This is a genomic window from Curtobacterium sp. 260 (assembly GCF_030803485.1).
GTDB lineage: Bacteria > Actinomycetota > Actinomycetes > Actinomycetales > Microbacteriaceae > Curtobacterium.
This window is the reverse complement of record NZ_JAURUY010000004.1, coordinates 78,252-96,197: the sequence shown is the minus strand read 5'-3', so window position 1 is coordinate 96,197 and position 17,946 is coordinate 78,252. Positions and strand designations below refer to the sequence as shown.

17 protein-coding genes and 2 tRNA genes are annotated in these 17,946 nt (G+C 72.2%); 13 read left to right on the top strand and 6 right to left on the bottom strand.

The features are described from left to right. Nucleotides 1-21: 21 nt before the first annotated feature. From J2X59_RS06870 to J2X59_RS06840, 7 genes are all read left to right on the top strand, one after another. Entirely contained in the window at nucleotides 22-1,128 is a 1,107-nt protein-coding gene (locus J2X59_RS06870) for an ABC transporter permease (protein ID WP_442781413.1), read from the top strand. 2 nt (nucleotides 1,129-1,130) lie between these two features. Beyond that, the gene (locus J2X59_RS06865; protein WP_066653922.1) at nucleotides 1,131-2,126 is read left to right on the top strand and encodes an ABC transporter permease; all 996 of its coding nucleotides are present in this window, start codon (nucleotides 1,131-1,133) and stop codon (nucleotides 2,124-2,126) included. Next, nucleotides 2,123-3,808 carry an ABC transporter ATP-binding protein gene (locus J2X59_RS06860; RefSeq protein WP_326496156.1) on the top strand — a complete coding sequence of 562 codons (1,686 nt, stop codon included), beginning with the start codon at nucleotides 2,123-2,125 and terminating at the stop codon, nucleotides 3,806-3,808. Before J2X59_RS06865 ends, J2X59_RS06860 begins: the two co-directional genes overlap by 4 nt. 143 nt (nucleotides 3,809-3,951) lie before the next feature. After that, nucleotides 3,952-4,890 carry an ATP-binding cassette domain-containing protein gene (locus J2X59_RS06855; RefSeq protein ID WP_326496155.1) on the top strand — a complete coding sequence of 313 codons (939 nt, stop codon included), beginning with the start codon at nucleotides 3,952-3,954 and terminating at the stop codon, nucleotides 4,888-4,890. Further along, entirely contained in the window at nucleotides 4,887-5,909 is a 1,023-nt protein-coding gene (locus J2X59_RS06850; RefSeq protein ID WP_081984809.1) for a D-isomer specific 2-hydroxyacid dehydrogenase family protein, read from the top strand. The genes J2X59_RS06855 and J2X59_RS06850 overlap by 4 nt, the downstream gene beginning before the upstream one ends. Nucleotides 5,910-6,046: 137 nt before the next feature. Further along, a tRNA-Asn gene (locus tag J2X59_RS06845) sits at nucleotides 6,047-6,119 on the top strand. A 225-nt stretch (nucleotides 6,120-6,344) separates the two neighbouring features. Continuing rightward, nucleotides 6,345-6,875 carry a hypothetical protein gene (locus tag J2X59_RS06840; protein WP_326496154.1) on the top strand — a complete coding sequence of 177 codons (531 nt, stop codon included), beginning with the start codon at nucleotides 6,345-6,347 and terminating at the stop codon, nucleotides 6,873-6,875. A gap of 62 nt (nucleotides 6,876-6,937) precedes the next feature. Here J2X59_RS06840 and def read toward each other — a convergent pair whose 3' ends face one another. Next, nucleotides 6,938-7,513, bottom strand: a complete 576-nt coding sequence (def, locus tag J2X59_RS06835) for a peptide deformylase (RefSeq protein WP_326496153.1) — start codon at nucleotides 7,511-7,513, stop codon at nucleotides 6,938-6,940. Nucleotides 7,514-7,552: 39 nt separating this feature from the next. Here def and J2X59_RS06830 point away from each other — a divergent pair, with 39 nt between their 5' ends. From J2X59_RS06830 to J2X59_RS06805, 6 genes are all read left to right on the top strand, one after another. Next, nucleotides 7,553-8,464, top strand: a complete 912-nt coding sequence (locus J2X59_RS06830; RefSeq protein ID WP_174234721.1) for a DMT family transporter — start codon at nucleotides 7,553-7,555, stop codon at nucleotides 8,462-8,464. A gap of 155 nt (nucleotides 8,465-8,619) precedes the next feature. Beyond that, on the top strand, nucleotides 8,620-9,840 hold the full coding sequence (locus J2X59_RS06825; RefSeq protein ID WP_326496152.1) for a glycosyltransferase: 1,221 nt from the start codon (nucleotides 8,620-8,622) through the stop codon (nucleotides 9,838-9,840). Nucleotides 9,841-9,853: 13 nt separating this feature from the next. Next, a tRNA-Ile gene (locus J2X59_RS06820) sits at nucleotides 9,854-9,930 on the top strand. 55 nt (nucleotides 9,931-9,985) lie between these two features. Further along, a complete protein-coding gene (locus tag J2X59_RS06815; RefSeq protein WP_400338387.1) occupies nucleotides 9,986-11,107 on the top strand; it encodes an AI-2E family transporter in 1,122 nt (373 codons plus the stop codon). Further along, on the top strand, nucleotides 11,104-11,922 hold the full coding sequence (locus J2X59_RS06810) for a DUF1684 domain-containing protein (protein ID WP_326496150.1): 819 nt from the start codon (nucleotides 11,104-11,106) through the stop codon (nucleotides 11,920-11,922). Before J2X59_RS06815 ends, J2X59_RS06810 begins: the two co-directional genes overlap by 4 nt. A gap of 184 nt (nucleotides 11,923-12,106) precedes the next feature. After that, nucleotides 12,107-12,586: a DUF3145 domain-containing protein gene (locus J2X59_RS06805; RefSeq protein WP_081984811.1), complete on the top strand. Its 480-nt coding sequence runs from the start codon at nucleotides 12,107-12,109 to the stop codon at nucleotides 12,584-12,586. Nucleotides 12,587-12,903: 317 nt separating this feature from the next. On the opposite strand, the gene J2X59_RS06800 is transcribed toward J2X59_RS06805, so the two are convergent. The 5 genes from J2X59_RS06800 to J2X59_RS06780 form a co-directional block, all read right to left on the bottom strand. After that, nucleotides 12,904-14,148 carry a beta-ketoacyl-[acyl-carrier-protein] synthase family protein gene (locus tag J2X59_RS06800; protein ID WP_326496149.1) on the bottom strand — a complete coding sequence of 415 codons (1,245 nt, stop codon included), beginning with the start codon at nucleotides 14,146-14,148 and terminating at the stop codon, nucleotides 12,904-12,906. 149 nt (nucleotides 14,149-14,297) lie between these two features. Then, nucleotides 14,298-14,546, bottom strand: coding sequence for an acyl carrier protein (locus J2X59_RS06795; RefSeq protein WP_058729431.1), 249 nt, complete (start codon nucleotides 14,544-14,546; stop codon nucleotides 14,298-14,300). A 93-nt stretch (nucleotides 14,547-14,639) separates the two neighbouring features. Next, nucleotides 14,640-15,695 carry a beta-ketoacyl-ACP synthase III gene (locus J2X59_RS06790; protein WP_289473378.1) on the bottom strand — a complete coding sequence of 352 codons (1,056 nt, stop codon included), beginning with the start codon at nucleotides 15,693-15,695 and terminating at the stop codon, nucleotides 14,640-14,642. Next, the gene (locus J2X59_RS06785) at nucleotides 15,692-16,645 is read right to left on the bottom strand and encodes an ACP S-malonyltransferase (RefSeq protein WP_326496148.1); all 954 of its coding nucleotides are present in this window, start codon (nucleotides 16,643-16,645) and stop codon (nucleotides 15,692-15,694) included. Before J2X59_RS06785 ends, J2X59_RS06790 begins: the two co-directional genes overlap by 4 nt. A gap of 89 nt (nucleotides 16,646-16,734) precedes the next feature. Next, nucleotides 16,735-17,937: a PucR family transcriptional regulator gene (locus tag J2X59_RS06780; RefSeq protein WP_326496147.1), complete on the bottom strand. Its 1,203-nt coding sequence runs from the start codon at nucleotides 17,935-17,937 to the stop codon at nucleotides 16,735-16,737. Nucleotides 17,938-17,946: the final 9 nt, after the last annotated feature.

Here is a 17,946-nt window from a genome sequence, read left to right as displayed (position 1 = left end):
CACCGAAAGGCACCCGTCCCCGTGACCCTCAGCACCCCCGAGGCGACACCGGAGCTGGCCACCGACCCCACCAAGCCCCAGGCACAGCGACGTGCCCGTGGGCAGGGCGGCGGGCTCGGTCGGTACATCCTGGTCCGCTTCCTCCTCATCTTCCCGACGGTGTTCATCCTGGTGACGCTCGTCTTCTTCCTGATGCGCGTCATCGGGAACCCGATCACCGCCTCGGTCGGTGGCCGTCTGACGCCCTCGCAGCTCCAGGAACGTCTGCACGCCGCCGGCTACGACCGCCCGGTCATCGTCCAGTACCTCGAGTACCTCGGCGGCATCGTGCGCGGGGACTTCGGCACGACGTCGACCGACAACCGCCCCATCACCGAGGTCATCGTCACGTACGGCGGCGCGACCGCGGAGCTGGTCTTCTACGCGCTCATCGTCGCCCTCGTCCTCGGCATCCCGCTCGGCATGCTCGCGGCGTACGTCCGCGACAAGTGGCCGGACGTGCTCTTCCGAGCGCTCGCGATCCTGACGTACGCGACGCCGGTGTTCTTCGGCGGTCTGCTCGTCAAGCTCGTCTTCTCCGTCTGGCTCGGCTGGCTGCCGCTCGGCGACCGCGCCTCCACCCGGGTGTCGCTCATCCTCGACAACATCCCGGGTGCGACCGGCATCTACCTCATCGACGCACTCCGCACCGGCAACGCGCAGGTGATCGGCGACGTGCTGTCGCACGCCGTCCTGCCCGCGCTGACGCTCGGCCTGCTCACCGCCGGCATCTTCCTGCGTCTGGTGCGTGCCAACATGATCGGCTCGCTCGGGTCCGAGTACGTCGACGCGGCCCGCTCGCGCGGCGTCCGGGAGGCCCGGCTCGTCCGGACGCACGCCTTCCGTCCGGCGCTGGTCCCGATCATCACCGTGATGGGTCTGCAGATCGCCATGCTGCTCGGTGGGTCGGTGCTCACCGAGACCACGTTCGGCTGGCGCGGGCTCGGTTTCCAGCTCAACCAGTACCTGTCGGCCCGCGACTTCGTCGCGGTCCAGGGCATCGTCGCGATGCTCGCCGTGATCGTCGCCGTGACGAACTTCGTCGTCGACGTCGTCGCGGCGCTGATCGACCCGAGAGTGAGGTTCTAGCGATGGCCGACACCTCGCTCGTCGACCGCCACGAGCCGCTCTGGAAGCGGCTGCCCGTGGTGGTCCAGCTCCGCAGGAGCACCGGCTGGCAGCGCGCCATGCTCATCACCGGCGTGGTCATCTGCGCCCTGTACCTGATCGTCGCCCTCGCCGCGCCGCTCATCGCCCCGTACGGCTTCGGACAGCTGCAGGGCGCCGACGGCCAGGGCTTCCCGCGCACCGCCCCGCCGAGCGCCGAGCACGTCTGGGGCACCACGGTCGGTGGCTTCGACGTGTTCAGCCGCGTCGTCTTCGGCGCGCGCACCGCGGTGCTCGTCGTCATCGTCGCGGTCGTCGTGTCGATCACGATCGGGGTCATCCTCGGCATGGTCTCGGGGTACGTCGGCGGCTGGCTCGACCGGGTCCTCGTCGTCGTCGCCGACGCGATCTACGCGTTCCCCTCGCTGCTGCTCGCCATCGTCGTGTCGATCGTCATCTCCGGCGGCAACTCGAGCTACACCGGCGGCATCGTCGCGGCGGCGATCTCGATCACCGTCGTCTACGTCCCGCAGTACTTCCGGGTCGTGCGTGCCGAGGCGGTGCGCCTGAAGAACGAGGCGTTCGTCGAGTCCGCGCGGGTCATCGGCACGAACCCATGGCGCATCATGACCCGCCACGTGCTGCGCAACAGCACCAGGAGCCTGCCGCTCATCCTGACGCTGAACGCCTCCGACGCGATCCTCACCCTGGCCGGCCTCGGCTTCCTCGGGTTCGGCATCGGCCCGACCAGCGGCGCGGAGTGGGGCTACGACCTCAGCCGCGCGCTGTCGGACGTCGCGTCGGGCGTCTGGTGGACCGGTGTGTTCCCCGGCGTCGCGATCGTCGTGCTCGTGCTCGGCGTGACCTTCATCGGTGAGAGCCTCAACGACATCTCGGACCCGCGCCTGCGCGCCCGGAGGAGGCTGAAGCAGCTGGTCTCGCGGAAGCAGGCCGCCAGCACGGAAGGGGCGACGGCATGACCGACGCAGCGAACGACCAGCAGGACCGACCGGTCGCGGTCGTCGACGACCTGACCGTCACCTTCGCGACCGACGGCGGTGCCGTCGACGCGGTCAAGGGCGTCAGTCTCGACGTCCGTCCGGGCGAGGTCCTCGCGCTGGTCGGCGAGTCCGGCTCCGGCAAGTCGGTCACGGCCCGCAGCATGCTGCGGTTGATGCCCGAGACGGCGACGCTCGGTGGTGCGGTGTACCTCGACGGCACCGACGTGGTCAGCGTCGGGTCGGCCAAGCTCCGCGAACTCCGCGGCACGGCCGGTGCGATGGTCTTCCAGGAGCCGTCGACCGCGCTCAACCCGGTCTTCACGGTGGGGTGGCAGATCGCCGAGGGCCTCCGGGCGCACGGCGGCGTCTCGAAGAAGGACGCCCGTGCGAAGGCGATCGACTACCTGCGCCGCGTCGGCATCCCCGACCCGGAGACGCGGGTCGACCACTACCCGCACCAGTTCTCCGGCGGGCAGAAGCAGCGCGTGGTCATCGCGAGTGCACTGGCCCTCGAGCCGAGCGTGATCATCGCCGACGAGCCGACCACCGCGCTCGACGTCACCGTGCAGGCCGAGATCCTCGACCTGCTCCGGCGCTGCCGCGACGAGTTCGGCGCCGCCATCGTCATCATCACGCACAACATGGGCGTGGTCGCCGACCTGGCCGACCGGGTCGCCGTCATGTACCAGGGCGAGGTCGTGGAGGAGGCACCGGTCGCGCAGCTCTTCGCGGACCCGCAGGCCGACTACACGAAGCGCCTGCTCGCCGCCGTGCCCCGGCTGGAGGCATCGACCGGGACGGCCCGCCGAGCGGTGATCGCGACCGACGTCGAGCCCCTCGTCAGCGCGAAGGGGCTCGAGATCGAGTACCCGGGCCGCCTCGGCTCGCCCGCCTTCAGGGCCGTGAAGGGCGTCGACCTCGACGTCCGTCCCGGCGAGGTGCTCGGGCTGGTGGGGGAGTCGGGCTCCGGCAAGACGACGATCGGTCGGGCCATCGCGGGGCTCACCCGCGTCACCGGCGGGTCGCTCGAGGTCCTCGGCACCGAGATGCTCGGGTACCGCGAGCGGGACTTCAAGCGGCACCGCAAGGACATCGGGTTCGTGTTCCAGGACCCGGCGACCTCGTTCAACCCGCTGCTCACGATCGCCGAGTGCGTCGCCGAGCCGCTCGTCGTGCACGGCGAGGTGCGGAACCCCCGAGCCGCCCGCAAGCGCGTCGGCGAGCTGCTCGAGATGGTGCAGCTCCCGGCGTCCTACGGCGACCGGTACCCGCACGAGCTGTCCGGTGGCCAGCGGCAGCGCGCCTCGCTCGCGCGCTCGATCGCACTCCGGCCGAAGCTGCTCATCGCGGACGAACCGACGAGCGCGCTCGACGTGTCGGTGCAGGCCCGCGTGCTGGAGCTCTTCCTCGAGCTGCAGCAGGACCTCGGGTTCGCGTCGCTCTTCATCAGCCACGACCTCGCGGTCGTCGGCGCACTGTCGGACCGCATCGCGGTGCTGTACCGCGGCGACCTGGTCGAGACGGGCACCACGGCCGAGGTCCTCGGTGCGCCGCAGCACCCCTACACGCAGCGGCTCCTCGCGTCGCTGCCCGTGCCGGACCCGGCGGAACAGGCGGAGCGACGGCGTACGCTGGTGGCACTGGAGAACGCCGGGTCCTGACCCGACGCGACCGGCCGGGAGGCACGGCGTCGCGTCGTCGACGCACGCCGCGCCTCCCGGCCGGTCACCTCCGGCGAACCACCGACGACGCGACACCGGTCCGTCGCGCAACCGCCGCCAGGGGGCGGCGCGGAAGGGGACCCATGATCGCGGTGAACGGCCCGGCGGTCGTCGCAGACGACGTCTCGATCGAGTACCGGGGCGTCCGCGGATCGGAGCCGATCCGCGCGGTCGACGGGGTCAGCCTGACCGTCCGCCAGGGCGAGATCCTGGCGCTCATCGGTGAGTCCGGTTCCGGCAAGAGCACCTTCGCCGCCGCGATCGCCGGGCAGCTCGGCGCGACCGGCGAGGGCGAGGGTGCGCACCGGCGGCAGATCGTCGGCGGTGAGCTCACCGTGCTCGGTCAGCACGTGCGCGGGCTCCGCCCGTCCTCGCGGAAGGCGCAGCGGCTGACCGGCCGCATCGGGTACCTGCCGCAGGACGGCGCCGACCGGCTGAGCCCCGACCTGACCGTGGGCGAGGCGATCGCCGAACCGATCTACCTGCGCGACCGGCGGTTCGACCGCAAGGAGGCCGGGCTCATGGTCGCGCGACTGGTCGACGCCGTGCACCTGCCCCTCGGCGTCATGCGCCTGAACACGTGGGAGCTGTCGAGCGGGCAGCGGCAGCGTGTCGCCCTCGCACGCGCGCTCATCCTCGAGCCGCAGCTCCTCGTCGCCGACGAACCCGCACGCGGCGTCGACGTCCTGGTCCGTCAGTCGGTGCTCGAGGCCCTGACGAACCTGCAGCGCGGTCGGCAGTTCTCGGCCGTCGTGGTGTCGAGCGACCTCCGCGAGGCCCGGGCGCTCGCGGACCGCGTCGGTGTGCTCGCCGAGAGCCGCCTGGTCGGGCTCGGCACCTTCGACGAGGTCCTCGACAACCCCGTCGACCCTTACGTGCAGACGCTCGCCGCGACCGCGTCGCGCCCGGTGAAGCGTCGTCCGACCGCGACCACCACCCCGCGGCGCTCGTCCGCCCCCCGTCGTCCGGTCGGTGCCGGGGCGGGCACCGCTCCCCGGGCCGAGCGTCAGGAGAACGCATGAGCACCACGACCGCACACGACACGGCGAGCAGCCGCGGGCACCGCGCGGTCGTCACCGACGCGGGCGCCCCGCTCCCCGTCGACGCACCCACGGCCGGACCGGTCGCGATCCTGCCGACCGCGGCCGACCTGCACGCGGACGCCGTGCGGGCCGCCGGCGGCACGGTCGGCGACCTCGGCGCGGACACGCGGGGGATCGTCTGGCTCGATGCCCGTGACCCCGACGGGCTCGCGGCAGCGTTGGACCAGGGGCCCTCGGTCGGCTGGGTCCAGCTGCCCTTCGCGGGCGTCGACGCCTTCGCCCACCTGATCCAGGAGCACGGGGACCGGGTGCTCTTCACGTCGGCCAAGGGCGCCTACGCGGAACCCGTCGCCGAGCACGCCCTCGCGCTGACGCTCGCGACGCTCCGGGTGCTGCAGAAGCGCGCCCGCGCGACGTCCTGGGCGACCGAGCCGGAGGGCGTGTCGCTCTACGGGCGGAACGTCGTGGTGATCGGCGCGGGCGGGATCGCCCTGGAGTACATCCGGCTCGTCGCCCCGTTCGAGGTCTCCGTGACCGTCGTGCGCCGCTCGGACGACCCGGTACCGGGAGCCGACCGCACGGTCACGACCGACGCCCTGGACGAGGTGCTGCCCGACGCCGACGTGGTCGTGGTCGCGGCGGCCATGACCTCGGGGACGGCGAAGCTGTTCGACGCGCGCCGGTTCGGACTCATGAAGCCCTCGGCGCGTCTCGTGAACATCGCGCGCGGGGGACTGGTCGACACCGACGCGCTCGTCGCGGCGCTGCGCGAGGGCACGATCGCCGCCGCCGGCCTCGACGTGACGGACCCGGAGCCGTTGCCCGACGGGCACCCGCTCTGGGACGAGCCGGGTGTGGTCGTCACGCCGCACCAGGCCGACACCCCGGACATGGTCGCGCCGCTGCTGGCCGAGCGCGTCCGGGCGAACACCGCCGCGTTCCTGTCCGGCTCCGGCGACGGGTTCGTCGGCGTCGTGGACCCCGTCGCGGGCTACTGAGCACCGACGGCGCCCCGCCCGGCCGGAGAGCTCGACGACGCGGCGCGCCCGGGATGCGCGGCCGATGCGCGGAGCGGGCTCGGGGTGCTGCTATGCTGTTACCCGTTGTTCGCACCACATTCGCCAGCGGACAGTGATCCTCGATAGCTCAATTGGCAGAGCAGCCGGCTGTTAACCGGCAGGTTGTTGGTTCGAGTCCAACTCGGGGAGCGACAGGCCCTCACCCTCCGGGGTGGGGGCTTCTTGCGTTCCCGGGGTTCGGCGCCCTTGCCGCTTGCCGCGAGACTCGGCTCCGCGGACGGTTTCGCGCCTACCGGACCACGAACGTGTCCGCACGGCCGAGTCTCGCGCGGAGCCGGCGCTGGGCACCGGCCGGTGTTCGGCTTCCGGCTGGCTCGCAGGCGCCGCCCGGTCGCAAGCTGTTAGCGTTCACAGGTGATCACCGTGCGCCGGACCCTCGCCGCGGCGTTCGTCGTCCTCGGAGCGGTGGCGCTCACCGCGTGCACCGCCGGGCAACCGGAGGCGGAGGACTCGCTCGACTCCGCAGCACGGTCCGAGGTCTCCGCGACGGGCAGCGCGCCGATCGTCTTCGCGTTCGTGTGCAGCGGCGCCGCGGACGGCAGCAGTGGCGCGGGCAGCGACACGACGGGTGACGACGCCGACGGCACGGGCGAGACGTACACGACCTACGCCGCCGTGTGGGAGGCCGAGCGCACCGACTGCCGGGCCGAGCGCATCACGGGCACCGAGATGTCGGCGCAGCAGCGGGCCGCGGTCCGGGCGGCCGACGGTACCGCCACGCTCGAGGAGCTCGCGGCGACCTGCGCGGAGCGCGGAGCGTCGCCGTGGCGAGACGGCGTCGCGACGCCGGAGCAGGCCGAGCTGGCGGCCGGACTGGTCGCGTACTGCCCCGGCCACCCTGACCGGGACCGCCTGCAGGAGTCGCTGACGGCCTACCGGGGCTGAGCCGGGCCTCCCGGCCGACCGCCGGTGCCGCCCTGGGACGTGCGCCGGAGCCGCCCGCGCGGTCAGCCCTCGGGGTGGTCGCGACCGGGGAGCCAGGACTTGCCCGGGCCGCCCCAGCTGCTCTTGCGGATCGCCTTCGCGACCTGCTTGCCGTACGGGTGCGCGAGCCGGTCGGCGTAGAGGTAGCCGTCCAGGTGGTCGTACTCGTGCTGGAAGACGCGGGCGAGCCACCCGTGGGCCTCGACCTCGAAGGGCTCACCGTGCTCGTCGACCGCACGGAGCAGGGCGCCCTCGGCCCGACGCAGCGGGAAGCGCTCGCCCGGGATCGAGAGGCAGCCCTCGGACTCCTCGTCCTCGTCGAGCTCCTCGACCGTCTCCGGCACGGGCGGGGTGGTCCAGAGCACCGGGTTGATCGCGACCCCGCGGTGCAGGACCTCGTCGTCGTCGGTCCACGAGTACACGAACAGGCGCTTGCCGACCCCGACCTGCGGACCCGCGAGACCGACCCCGGGGGCGAGGTCCATCGTCTCGTACATGTCCTGCACCAGTGCGCGGAGGTCGTCGTCGAACGCGGTGACCTCGGCAGCGCGCTCGTGGAGGACGGGTTCGCCGGTGATGCGGATGGGGAGGACGGGCATTCACCCAGGTTATCCGGCGAGGACCGGTAGCCTCGTCGCGTGACGACGGACCTCCCGATCCCGGACGCGGTCAACCTGACCCCGTTCCAGGCCCTGATGATCCCCGTCGCGCTCGTCGGCGCGGTCTTCCTCTCGCTGGGAGCGCAGTTCCAGAGCCGGGGGGTGCAGCGCGTCGAGGCCCGACTCGGTCGGCAGTCGAAGGGGCTGTCGGTGCGGCACGTCCTCGGGCTGCTCGGCAGCGGCTGGTGGGTGCTCGGCACGCTCATGCTCGGTCTGGCCGTCGTGCTCCAGCTCATCAGCATCACGAACGCCCCGCTCATCGTCGTGCAGCCGCTCGGCGCCGTCGCGCTCGTCATCACCACGTGGTTCTCGTCACGGTCCTCCGGGGTACCGCTCGGACAGCAGGCGCGACGGGCGGTCTGGACCTGCATCATCGGTGTCGGGATCTTCGTCGGCATCGCCGCCGTCGTCGGCCGCGAGAGCGCGATCACCCACGAGCAGCTCGTGACGATCCTGGTGGTGCTGGCGATCGTCCTGGTGGCCGTGTTCCTGTCGTTCCGCTTCGCGGCGAAGCGGGCGAGCGCCATGTACTACATCGTCGTGGCCGGGGTGCTCTACGGCTTCGTCGCGACACTGGCCAAGGTCGTGCTGAACCGGTTCCTGCACGGCACGTTCGACTGGCTGACCGCGATCGCCGTCGTCGGGGTGATCGTCGCCGCGGTGCTCGGCGGCTACTTCGTGCAGAACGCGTACTCGAGCGGGTCCGCCGACCTGGTGATCGCCGGCCTCACCGTCATCGACCCGATCGTCGCCGTGGGCATCGGCGTGATCGTGCTCGGCGAGGCCGCCGGGGCGCCGTGGATCGCGGTGGTCGGCTTCCTGGTCGCTGCGGTGATCGCCATCACGGGTGTGTTCCTGCTCGCGAAGCACCACCCCGAGACGCGGCGCTGACCGCGGTCGGCTCGCGGCGTCGGCGGTCGTGTCCGCGGTTGCTGACAGCGTCGGTCGTCGCTGTCGGCCATCGGCGTCGTCCGCGCGGCTGACGCGGGTGCTCGGGCCCGTGCGGTACCGTCGAGGCCCGACCAGCAACCGCCCACGAGAGGACGATGCCAGCCGTGTCAGAGGACGCCACCACCGCCACCGCCGAGTCGACGGGTGCGACGGGCGGGTCCCGACCGCTGCGCGTCATGATCGCGGCCGACACCTTCCCGCCGGACGTCAACGGCGCCGCGACCTTCGCCGAGCAGCTCGCCGTCGGGCTCGCGGAGCGCGGTCACGAGGTCCACGTCGTGGCCCCGGCCTCGAGCGCCCACCACGGCACGTTCGACGAGGAGCACCGCGGCGTCGTGCTCACCGTCCACCGGCTGAAGTCGTACAAGTGGCCGTGGCACGCGTGGCTCCGCTTCGTGTGGCCGTGGAGCGTCCGGAAGTGGACGGGTCCGATCCTCGACGCCGTCCAGCCGGACGTACTGCACATCCAGTCGCACATCGTCATCGGGCGCGGCATCGTGCAGGAGGCCCACGAGCGCGGCATCCGCATCGTCGGCACCAACCACTTCATGCCCGAGAACCTGCTCGAGTACGTCCCGTTCGGCCGTCGCACGCTGCCGATCGCGCTGAAGATCGCGTGGAACGACGCCGCCAAGACCTACCGGCTCGCCGACGCCATCACGACGCCGACGGTGCTGGCCGCGGACTACCTCCGCGAGGCCATCGCCGGACAGCAGGTCCTCGCGATCTCGTGCGGCATCGACGCGTCGCGCTACAGCGCCCGCAGCGGTCGCCCCGCGGGGAACGACATCGTGTTCGTCGGCCGGGTCGCGCCGGAGAAGAACCTCGACGTGCTCGTCCGGGCGCTCCCGCTGCTGCCGAGCGAGCTGCACGCGACGCTCACCATCGTCGGTGGCGGCGAGATGATCCCGAAGCTGAAGGCCCTCGTGCAGGAGCTCGGGCTCGAGGACCGGGTGCGCTTCGCCGGCTTCGTGTCGGACGAGGCGAAGCGCCAGGCGCTGACGAACGGCACCGTCTTCGCGATGCCGTCCACCGCCGAGCTGCAGAGCATCTCGTCCCTCGAGGCGATGGCGTCCGGGCTGCCGGTGGTGGCCGCGGACTCGATGGCACTGCCGCACCTCATCGACGGCAACGGGTACCTCTTCACGCCGGGCGACGTGCAGGACCTCGCTGCGAAGCTCGCACAGGTGCTGCAGGCGTCCGACGACGACTACCAGGCGCTGCGGGAGCGCAGCCTGGCCATGATCGAGGCACACGACATCAACCGCACGCTCGCGACGTTCGAGTCGCTGTATCGTGGGCAGTCGGTGGCCTGACGGTCCCCGACGAGGGGCGGTAGCCAAGCTGGTCAAGGCACTCGGCTCATAACCGAACGATCGCGGGTTCAAGTCCCGCCCGCCCTACCAAGCCGACGAACCCAGCGGGTTCAAGCAGTCCAGAAAGGCTGGCCCGCCCGTGCACCTGCCGCGACGACGTGAGACCCCCGACGACCACGCGCCGACCCCGAACGTGACGTTCGAGGCGACCCGGGTCGGCACCGGCGTGCGCGTGAACGCGTTCCGCATCGGCTTCATGGGGGCCCTGGGCGTGCTCATCGCCCTGCTGGCCGGCGTGATCGTCCAGCAGCTCAGCACGGTCCTGGTCTACATCGGCGTCGCGCTCTTCCTGTCGCTCGGCATCGATCCGCTGGTGTCCTTCCTCGAACGGTTCATCCCGCGCTGGTCGGCGATCACGATCGTCGTCGTGGGTGTGCTGTCCGCCTTCGCCGGCGTCGTGTTCGCGGTCGTCCCGATCCTCATCCAGCAGGCGACGAACCTCGTCCAGAACTTCCCGGAGATCGTCCAGGACATCTCGCAGCAGGAGTGGGTCCAGGACCTGTCGCAGCAGTTCGCCGGCGCCGTCGACGTCAACCACGCGCTGGAGTCGCTGCAGTCCTTCGTGGAGGACCCGGGCAACCTCCTCAGCCTCGGTGGCGGGATCCTGGCGGTCGGCAGCGGCATCCTGTCCGGGCTGACCGGCGCGATCATCGTCATCATCCTGATGCTGTACTTCCTGGCGTCGATGCGGGGCCTGAAGTCGATGGCCTACCGCTTCGTGCCGGCGACACGTCGGCAGAACTTCGTCGACGTCAGCGAGCAGATCACCCAGGCCGTCGGCCGCTACGTCGTCGGACAGATCAGCCAGGCGCTGATCAACGGCATCCTCAGCCTCGTGTTCCTGCTCATCATCGGCGCACCGCTGCCCGTTCTGCTGGCGACCTTCGCGTTCCTGGGCTCGCTCATCCCGCTCGTCGGCACCCTCGCCGCGGCGGTCGTCATCTCCCTGCTCTGCCTGTTCGCCTCGCCGGCCACGGCGCTCGCGGCCGCGATCTACTACCTCGTCTACATGCAGGTCGAGGCGTACGTCATCTCCCCGCGCATCATGTCGCGCGCGGTGCAGGTGCCGGGCGCCCTGGTGGTCATCGCCGCGGTCGCCGGTGGCACGATCGGCGGGGTCCTCGGGGCGCTCGTCGCCGTGCCGGTCGCCGCGTCGGTGATCATCATCGTGCAGAAGGTCATCTACCCCCGCCAGGAGCAGTCGTGAGCACGGTCGAGCCGGACCTGGCCGAGCACGTCGCGGCCCGCGATGCCTGGGCCCGCAGCGCGCGCGGCCCGCTCGCCCTGGTGAACGCGCAGCACGTCGACCGCCCGCAGCCCGTGTGGCCGGTCGCCGGGCAGTGGGCGCCGGCGCCCGGTGGTCTCACCGTCACCGCCGCGGCGGCGGACGGCGTCGTGGTCGACGGCGTCCCGGTGGACGGCACGGTGCTGGTCGCCGGTGACACCGCCGTCGTGCCGTCGACCGTCGCCTTCGCCGACGGTCTCGCCGGCACGGTGCACGGCTCCACGCTCCGCGTCTGGGACCCGGCCTCCGACGCGGTCTCCCGCTTCGCACGCATCGCGCGGTTCGCCCCGCGGCCGGGCGGGTGGGTCACGGCCGGCAGCTACGAACCCTGGTCCGGTCGGGAGGCACCCGGTCACCTGACCGACGCCGCCGGCGACCCCCTGCCCGTCGCCGGGACGATCGAGACCACGGTGGACGACGTTCCCGTGCGGCTCACCGCGGTGCGGTCCGCGCCGTTCCACGGCCGACCGCGCCTGCAGCTCATCCTGCAGGACACCACCAGCGCCCTGCCCGAGGGCGACCCGGGCAGCTCGTACTCGATGGGGCGCTTCCTGTACCTGCCCGAGCCCGACGGCGCGGCCGAGGTCGTGCTCGACTGGGACCGGCTCGTCCTGCCGCCCTGCGCGTTCTCGTACCAGTACGCCTGCCCGGTGCCCCCGGAGGAGAACCGCCTCCCGGTCGCACTCACCGCGGGGGAGCGGCACCCCGTCGACGAGCAGGGCGCCGTCCTGCACTGAGCGCCGCCGGTGCCGTCTGCTCGCCGGGTGTGGCGTTCCCAGCGCGGACGCTGCATAATGGGCGTGTCCGCAGGGACATCACAATCTGATACCGATGGTTCCGCTACCGGGACTCCGCACCACAGGTCGATGGGGAAGTCGCACCTGACGAAGCGGAGGAATCGTGAACGGAACGACGACAGGGGTGCTGTACGTGCACTCCTCACCACGCGCGCTCTGCCCGCACGTCGAATGGGCAGCCGGTCGCGCGATGAGCCGTGCCGTGAACTTCTCGTGGCTCGACCAGCCCGCACTCGACGGCTCCCGCCGGACGGAGTTCACCTGGACGGGCCAGGTCGGCACCGGTGCGGCGATCGCCTCTGCCCTGCGCGGGTGGGAACACCTGCGCTACGAGGTCACCGAGGAACCGACCGCGCAGTCCGACGGCGGGCGGTGGATGCACACGCCCGACCTCGGCGTCTTCTTCGCGCAGACCGACGTGTCCGGCAACATGGTCGTCCCCGAGGACCGTGTGCGCTACGCCATGGAGGTCGCCGGCAGCAACGCCCTCGAACTCCACCGCGAACTCCGTCTCGCCCTCGGGCAGGCCTGGGACGACGAGCTCGAGCCCTTCCGGCACGCCGCCGAGGGCAACCCCGTCGTCTGGCTGCACCGCGTCGGCTGACCCCTCCCGCGCCCTCCGCACCACTCGGACGCCGCCCGCTCCCTCCGGAGTCGGCGGCGTCCGTCGTCCCCGCGTGCGGCACGCCTGTCGTCGAGGAGCTGTGCCCTGGCCTCATTCAGGTCGCACGACGTGCCGCCTGCGGACGTCCCGGTCGCAGGACACGCCGTCGTCGCGGAACATGAGCGGCAGGTCGTGGGACCGGAACGGCCCGGGCACCGGCGGCCGATGGACGGGCGGACCCAGCCCGTGACGGACGGAGGCCCGCCCTGCGAACGCAGGACGGGCCTCCATGCCGACGACGGGCCGGCGACGCCGGATCAGGCCGTGCGGAACGCCACCACGGCGTTGTGTCCGCCGAACCCGAACGAGTTGCTCACCGCGAGCAGGTCACCTGCGGGCAGCTCGCGCGGCGCGGTCGCGACGTCCATCACGATCTCCGGGTCCTGCTCGGTCAGGTTGATCGTCGGCGGCGCGACGCGCTGGTGCAGCGCCATGACCGTGAACGCGGCCTCGATCGCACCCGCACCGCCGAGCAGGTGCCCCGTCGACGCCTTGGTGGCCGAGACGACCACGTTGTCGAGGTGGTCGCCGAAGACGCGGCGCATCGCGTGGTACTCGGCCACGTCGCCGACCGGGGTCGAGGTGGCGTGGGCGTTGACGTGGACGACGTCCTCGCGGGCGGCGTCGGCGTGCTCGAGCGCCGTGATGACCGCGCGGGCGGCGGCGCTGCCCTCGGGGTCCGGCGCGGTGATGTGGAAGGCGTCCGAGGTGATCCCGGCACCGGCGACCTCGGCGTAGATCGTCGCGCCGCGGGCCTCCGCGTGCTCCTTCGACTCGAGGATGAGCGCTGCGGCGCCGTCGCCGAGCACGAAGCCGTCGCGCGTGACGTCGTACGGACGCGAGGCCGTCTCGGGGGAGTCGTTCCGTCGCGAGAGTGCCTGCATCGCGGCGAACGCGGCGAGGGGCAGCGGGTGCAGTGCGGCCTCGGCGCCACCGGTGATGACGATGTCGGCGTCGCCGTCGGCGATGTGGCGGTAGGCCTCGGCCAGCGACTCGGTGGACGAGGCGCAGGCGGAGAGGTACGTGCGGGCACCGCCGCGCGCGCCGAACTCCATCTCGATGGCGGCGGCGGGGCCGTTCGCCATGAGCATCGGGACCGTCATCGGCATGACGCGACGCGGACCCTTCTCGCGCAGGGTGTCCCAGGCGTCGAGGAGCGTGTTGACGCCGCCGATGCCGGTCGCCCAGTCGACGACGAGGCGCTCGGGGACGACGCTCTCGGGGTCGATGCCGGCGTCGGCCCAGGCCTCACGAGCGGCGACGAGCGACAGCTGCGACGAGGGGTCGAGGCGCTTGGTCTCCGGGCGCGTGAGCTGGTCCGTGAGGAAGCGGCGTGCCTGGCCGGCGAACTCGACGGGGATCTCGAGCGACGAGTAGCGCTCGTCCTCGATGCGGGTGATGCCGGACCCGCCGGCGAGCAGCGCGTCCCAGGTCTCCGGGGCGGTCGCGGCGAGGGGTGTGATCGCACCGATCCCGGTGACGACGACGGTCTTCTTGGTCATGGAACGACGGGTTCTTTCGTGTGGACTGGTCGGACGCCGGTGGACGCCCGTCCGTTCGGTCGGCGCCGGTGGGCGCGCTCCCGCTGGTGGACGAGACGAGCGCCGCGGACCGCGGTGTGTCCGCGGCCGCGGCGCTCAGGAAGCTCGCGTCAGGCCTGGGCCTTGGTGATGTAGTCGACGGCGTCGCCCACGGTCTTGAGGTTCTTGACCTCTTCGTCCGGGATCTTCACGTCGAACTTCTCCTCGGCGTTCACGACGATGGTCATCATCGAGATCGAGTCGATGTCGAGGTCGTCGGTGAACGACTTGTCGGCGGCGACGGTGTCGGTCGCGATGCCGGTCTCGTCGTTGATCAGCTCGGCCAGGCCGGCGAGGACTTCTTCGTTGGACAGGGCCATGGGTGTTCTCCTTGAGGGGGGGGTGTCGTTTGACCGTGGACCAGCCTAGGGCACGAGTGGTACGGGTGCCCGGAGCCGAGCCGGGATGGGGGACTAGGGGAGGACGACGACCTGCGCGCCGAACACGAGTCCGGCGCCGAAGCCGATCTGCAGGGCGAGGCCGCCCGACAGGTCCGGGTGCTCCTCGAGCAGGCGGTGCGTGGCGAGCGGGATGCTCGCGGCGGAGGTGTTGCCGGTCGTGGTGATGTCGCGGGCGATCGTCACCGTGTCGGGCAGACCGAGCTGCTTGGCGAACTCGTCGATGATCCGGATGTTCGCCTGGTGCGGCACGAAGGCCGCGAGGTCCTCCGGACGGACCCCGGCGGCCTCGATGGCCTGGCGCGCGACCTTGACCATCTCCCAGACCGCCCAGCGGAAGACCGTCTGCCCGGCCTGCCGCATGGTCGGTCGGGGTGCGCCCGCGGCCCACTCGTTGTAGGTCGCGGTCATGCCGATCGCGTCCCACTTCGAGCCGTCCGAGCCCCAGATCGACGGGCCGATGCCCGGCTGGTCGCTCGGGCCGACGACCGCCGCGCCCGCACCGTCGCCGAGCAGGAACGAGATCGACCGGTCGGTCGGGTCGACGACGTCGCTCAGCTTCTCGGCGCCGACGACGAGCACGTGGTCGGCGAGGCCGGACTTGATGAAGGAGTCCGCCTGGGCGATGCCGTAGGCGTAGCCGGCGCACGCGGCGCTCACGTCGTAGGCGGCTGCGGGCGTCGCGCCGATGCGCTCGGCGAGCAGGGACGCCATCGACGGGGTGGCGACGGTGTGCGTCACGGTGCTGACGAGGACGACGCCGATCTGCGACGGCTCGATGCCGGCCTTCTGGATGGCCTCGCGCGCCGCGGCCTCGGCGAGGTCGACCGCCTCGACGTCGGCGCCGGCCCGCTTGCGGGTGATGATGCCGGTGCGCTGGCGGATCCACTCGTCGGACGAGTCGATGGGCCCGACCAGGTCGTCGTTCGGCACGACGTTCTCGCCGCGCGCGGCACCGAACGCCAGGATGCGGGTGAACTCGTGGCCGCGACGCTGCTGCAGCACCGGACGGGAGGCGCTGGGCACCGCCGTCCCGTCGGCTGCGGTGGACGGGGTGGTGCTGTCGGTCATGCGGTTGCGTCTGCTTCCTGGCCTGCGGTCTCGCTGTCGCGCTGCAGGAGCTCGATCGCGGCGGGCAGGTCCTCGGGGGTCTTGATGGCGACGGTGGGCGTCCCGCGCATGCCGCGCTTGGCGAGACCGACGAGGGCCCCGGCCGGCGCGAGCTCGATGACACCGGTGACGCCGGCGGCGGTGAACGACTCCATCACGGCGTCCCAGTGCACGGGGTTCGCGATCTGCTGCACCACGAGGTCGACGAAGCGGCGCCCGTCGTCCACGCGGGAGCCGTCGGCGTTGGTCCAGATCGGCAGGGTGGGGTCCTGCGTGGCGATCGCGGCGGCGGCGGGGGCGACGCGTTCGACCGCGGGTGCCATGAAACGGGTGTGGAACGCACCGGCCACCGCGAGCGGGATCACCCTGGCCCGCGCGGGCGGGTCGGCGGCCAGCGCGGCGATGCCCTCGGCGGGCCCGGCGACGACGGTCTGCCCGCCGCCGTTGTGGTTCGCGGGCACGAGACCGTGCTGCGTGAGCGCTTCGGCGACCGCATCGGCGTCGCCACCGAGGACGGCCGCCATCGATGTCGGCTCGAGCGCGGCGGCGTCCGCCATCGCCCGGCCGCGTGCGGCGACGAGGGAGACGGCGTCGGTCGGCTCGAGGACACCGGCGACGGCCGCGGCGGTGAACTCGCCGACGGAGTGCCCGGCGACCCCGCCGACCAGGGCACGGCGGCCGTCGGCGAGCAGGGCGTCGGCGGTCACGAGGCCGGCGGCGACGATGAGCGGCTGCGCGAGGGCGGTGTCCTTGATGGTGTCGGCGTCGGACTCGGTGCCGTGGTGCGCGAGGTCGACGCCGATCGCCTCGGACCACGCTCCCACGCGGTCACGGACGGCGGAGTCCTCGAGCCAGGGGGCGAGGAAGCCGGGGGTCTGGGAGCCCTGTCCGGGCGCGACGACGACGATCACCGGTCAATCCTCGTCGTCGCACCGCTGTCGGCCCGTGTGGACATCCGACAGCGATCCGGCGGGGACGTTGTGTGATCCCTACCGTCGGGTCAGCGACGCGGCGGCAGGCGCCGTCGACCGGCGTTCGACTCGGACATCGCGCCGAGGATGAGCGCCGACTGCACGATCAGGGCGTCGCGCGCGTGGGTGGCGTCCCACCCGATGACGTCGGCGACACGGCGGAGCCGGTAGCGCACGGTGTTCGGGTGCACGAACAGCTCGCGCGCCGTCGCCTCGAGCGACCGGCCGGTGTCGAGGTAGCACCAGAGCGTCTGCAGGAGCTCGGTCGACTGGTCCTTGAGCGGCACGTAGATCCGCTGCACGAGCGCCGACCGGGCGAGCGGGTCGCCGGCCAGGGCACGCTCCGGGAGCAGGTCGTCGGCCAGGGCCGGCCGGGGAGCGCCGCGCCACGCACGGGCCACGGCGAACCCGGCCAGGGCGCCCTTCGCGCTGGTGGACGCGTCGACCACGCCGGGGACCTCGTTGCCGAGCACGAGGTGCCCCTCGCCGAACGACGGTTCGAGGGCCTGCGCGATCGCCGTGAACGAGACGGGCTCCTCACCCTCGGGGACGTCGTCCCGCGGGGTGGCCCGTCCGATGACGACCACGAGCCGCGAGCCCTGCACGCCGATGAGCACGTCGGCGTCCATGTGGCGGGCGGTGCGGCGGATCTGGTCGACCTCGAGCTGCTTCGGTGCGTTGCCGACGAGCACCGCGACCTCGCCGTGGCCGTGCCACCCGAGGGCGGCGATCCGTGAGGGCAGCTCGTCGTCGTACTCACCCGACAGGATGGAGTCGACGACCAGGGCCTCGAGCCGGGCGTCCCACAGCCCGCGGGCCTCGGCTGCGCGGGCGTAGACGTCGGCGGCGGCGAAGGCGATGTCCCGCGAGTACTTCAGGATCGCCTCCTGCAGCATCTCGTCGTCCTTCGCGCGCTCCTCGACGACGGTCACGACGACGCGGATGAGCTGCAGGGTCTGCTGCAGGCTCACCGAGCGCAGGAGCTCGCGCGGTGCCGAGCCGAAGACGTCGGCGGCGGCGATCCACGGGGTGGACGCGCTGCCCTCGAGCCAGGAGATGAACGAGGTGATGCCCGCCTGGGCGACGAGACCGACGGCGGAGCGGCGTCCGGGCGGCATCTCGCTGTACCAGGGCAGGGTGTCCTCGAGCCGCTTGATGGTCGCGGTCGAGAGTTCGCCCGACACCTGCCGGAGCCAGGAGAGCGCGCGTTCGCGGTCCCTCTCCTGGCTCACGGCAGGGTC